Source organism: Oleiphilus sp. HI0043, from assembly GCF_001634935.1.
Genome location: NZ_LWEY01001098.1, coordinates 1 through 3,718 on the forward strand (window position 1 = coordinate 1; position 3,718 = coordinate 3,718).

Annotated in this window: 4 protein-coding genes and 1 pseudogene; 1 reads left to right on the forward strand and 4 read right to left on the reverse strand. The window is 44.1% G+C overall.

Annotation, left to right across the window (positions count from 1 at the left end):
• A partial coding sequence (locus A3729_RS11965) for an exonuclease domain-containing protein (protein WP_255376391.1) occupies positions 1-285 on the forward strand: 285 nt, incomplete at its 5' end.
• 54 nt (positions 286-339) lie between these two features.
• Here A3729_RS11965 and A3729_RS11970 read toward each other — a convergent pair.
• The 4 genes and pseudogenes from A3729_RS11970 to A3729_RS11985 form a co-directional block, all read right to left on the reverse strand.
• Positions 340-1,887, reverse strand: a complete 1,548-nt coding sequence (locus tag A3729_RS11970; RefSeq protein ID WP_068507854.1) for an ATP-binding protein — start codon at positions 1,885-1,887, stop codon at positions 340-342.
• 51 nt (positions 1,888-1,938) lie between these two features.
• A complete protein-coding gene (locus A3729_RS11975) occupies positions 1,939-2,685 on the reverse strand; it encodes a response regulator (protein ID WP_068507858.1) in 747 nt (248 codons plus the stop codon).
• A 152-nt stretch (positions 2,686-2,837) separates the two neighbouring features.
• Complete coding sequence (locus tag A3729_RS11980; protein ID WP_068507860.1) at positions 2,838-3,263, reverse strand: peptidylprolyl isomerase; 426 nt, start codon at positions 3,261-3,263, stop codon at positions 2,838-2,840.
• 15 nt (positions 3,264-3,278) lie between these two features.
• A pseudogene (locus A3729_RS11985) lies at positions 3,279-3,718 on the reverse strand (alpha/beta hydrolase); the annotation flags it as partial.

Sequence of the window (3,718 nt, forward strand, 5' to 3'; positions counted from 1 at the left end):
GTGGGTCATAACGCAACCTTTGACCACAACTTTGTCTTTGCCGCAGCAGAAAGAGCCAATATTAAGCGCAACCCTTTTCACCCCTTTTCGACATTTGATACAGCAACGCTGTCGGGTTTGGCATATGGCCAAACCGTTCTCGCAAAAGCCTGTGGAGCGGCAGGAATTGAATTTGATGGGAAAGCCGCTCATACCGCAANGTATGATACGGAGAAGACAGCAGAACTATTCTGCAAGATAGTCAATAAGTGGCAACACCTCGGCGGCTGGCCCCTGTCCTCTTAAGCACTTTCTACTAAGATAAGCCAGACAGCAGCTGCGCGCTTCAGATATCGCCACCTAGGGTTTGTTCGTCTGGCTTTGTTTCCTGGGCCATACCAAACTAAACTTCGCTCCACCCATATCACTTCTGCCCAAGAAGGCTTGCCCCCCATGCCAATAAAGAATACGGCGTACAATTGACAAGCCTAGGCCATAACCCCCTGAAGCACGTGTGCGACTATCGTCCAAACGCGCAAACGGCGTAAAGACAGACTCCCAATCTTCCTCTGGAATACCAGGGCCATCGTCTTCAACATCTACACGACATGTCTCTGCATCAAAAGAGCAAACAACTTTTACCCTTCCTTGAGCATAGCGTGTCGCATTACCAACAAGGTTTTGAATCGAACGATGTATATAACGTGTTTCAACCTCTGACATTTTCCATACATCAGAGCCCTCTTTAAACTCAGAGAAAATACTCATATCTGGCTTAACAAGGCCTTGCTCGGAAACAACTTGATCAACAATTGCGCTAATATCAGCTTCCTGAAATGCCAAGATTGGCCCGCCCTGCTCAAGTCGAGCATAGGTCAATATCTCATCAATTAATTCGTCAAGCTCCTGAATATCGCCATCGATCCCCTTTACTTGCTTTTGCAATGCTTCCTCGGAGGGACAGTCTTCAATCATTTGTACACCAAAGCGTATTCTAGCAACAGGGGTTCTAAGCTCATGCGATACAGCATGGATCATTTCTTTCTGCACATACATCAGGCGCTGTATATGGTCGGCCATACTATTGAAAGCACCACCTAAGCGACTGATCGCATCTTCACTTCCCGCCCCGGATACACGAGCATCTAGCTCACCTCGCGAAATACGACTTGCCGCTGTTTCAATAGAGCGTAAACGGCGACTGAACCCCTCTACCAGGTAATAAACAAAGAGCATAAGCACTGCAACACACAGGGAAACCAGTGCAACGAACAAAATAAATGAAAAACCGGAGAACACTTCACCATACTCTAGACGAAGCAGTTCTCCGCTCTTCAAGCGCACATAACTAAATAAACCATCTTCATCAAGACCGTCATGAAAACCCTGTTTGGCAATATCATTTAATACTAACTGAGAACTTACCGAACTCGTCTCTTCCAATTTAGCAATCGAGACATTAAGCAGTGATTCAATGCTTTCAAGCTTGCTCAACTCCGTCGCATCAACCAGTAATTCGCTTACAAGAAGACGAAAAAGTGCTGAAAACTGCTTATCGCGCAAAGACTCAAAAACTAACAACTGCTCGCTAGAATTTTGCTGCTGGATAATCGCTCTAAGGTAGTCACCTTCCAGGGACACAAGCAGTCGTCCATACATCAAACGCTCTTGCTCTACCGCACTTAGACCTAATGATTCATAATCAGATAGGTAAGTATGTTCAGGCAGCTTTGAATGATCTTCACTGATTACACGGGATAGTTCGGTCATAGGAGTAACCAGCAAATCATGCCAGTAGTGCTCTTCCCTAACCTGATTAGAGACTTTAACCAGACCAAGACTAAAAAGGCCTAGCACAGTGATCACTGAAACTAGGCCAATAAAAATACGAATTAGAATTTTCTTCAAAACCAAAACTCTTTAAATAATTTGGCAAGCCGAGCTTGAGAGACTTATAAACTAAGCCTCTTTTACAAACAAATAGCCCTTGCTTCGAACTGTCTTGATCCTTCGTGGGTGAACCGGATCATCACCTATTTTCGGACGAATTCTAGAGACTCGAACATCAATCGAACGATCTTGACCATCATATTCGATACCGCGCAAGTTAGTAAAGATTTCTTCACGGCTCAGCACGTTACCTGCATTACTGGATAATAACCAAAGTAAGTCAAACTCTGCACTGGTTAAATCGATACTTTCATCGTCCAACCATGCCTCTCGCATTGAGCTATCAACAACCAGGTTGTTAAATACCAAGCGGGTCGCATCAGCTGCCTGACCTGACTCTGCACCAGCATCTGATGATTGGTCAACATGCTCATTAATCCGACGAAGTAAGGCGCGAATTCTTGCTAGCAGAACCCTAGGACGAACAGGCTTAGACATATAATCATCGGCCCCCATTTCCAAACCTAGTACCTGATCTAGATCGTCAGTTCGCGCAGTCAACATAAGAATCGGTCCATTATAATTAGGACGCACCTTACGACATATTGACAAGCCATCCTCACCTGGAAGCATCAGATCCAACACTACCAGATCAGGCTTTTCATTGACGATACGATCAACTGCATGAGAGCCATTACCTTCAACCGAAACGACAAGCCCATTACTCTCCAAGTATTCCTTGGTGAGATCAGCTAAACGCTCATCGTCTTCAACTATTAAAATTCGCCAAGCGTCGTTTTGTTGTTCAACTTCCATCTGTATTTTCTTATCTTAGTTCGTGATTTGGGATTGCATGGAGACCCGAAAGGTACTGATATTCCATACATTTTTCCGTTATGTAACAGTAAGTATATATGCAGCTTCAAAAAACACATGAAAAATTGCATATTTTTTATTCTAGCTAAATTTTACGCAGCTTCGACCACTTCGATTATCTCAATCTCAAAATTGAGAACCAAGCCTGCTAAAGGGTGGTTTGCATCAACCAGGACGAAGTCTTTTTCTACTTTAACAACCTGAACAACCTGCGCATCAGAGCCGGTATTGGTCTGGAACTTCATACCTTCTACAACATGCTCTACTCCTTCAAAAGCTGACATAGGTACTTTTGACACAAACTCCGGGTTATGCGCACCATAAGCCATTTCTGGCGGCACCTGCACTTCCAAGCGATCACCCGCTTGCCTCCCCTTTACAGCTTCTTGAAGCCCTCGAATCACGGAAGCACCACCAATCTCAATTACCATTGGTTCGCCACCTTCTGAAGTATCGACTACTTGCCCATCATCATTCTTCAACCAATAGTTAACTTTATATACTTGCCTTTCTGCCATTATTTATCACTCTTGTTAATCAGACCGGCTTGCCAACCAATCTACAGCTATGCGCCAGGTATTTTGCGGCGCTTTGTTACCAGCAAAGACGCCCGCATGCCCACCCGGAACAACACAAAACTCTTTATCTTCTGAAGAGACTATATCCAAAACCTTGTGCGCAGCACTTACACTCACCAAATTATCAGACTCGCCTGCAAATGCCAGAATCGAGCATCTAATTTGATTAAACTCGGCCATCACCTTTCCAATACGCATTTTTCCTTTAGCCATGGTGTTATTGATCATCATATGAACCGCCATTTCCCGAATGGTACGCCCTGGATAATCTACCATGTCGTCAAACCACTTGCTCATAGTCAGACTTTCTTCCAAATACTCCCTATCCCATAAATTCAAAAACTTCTCATACGTATTAATCACTGAGCCCATTGGGTTAGTTAATTTAAACACTA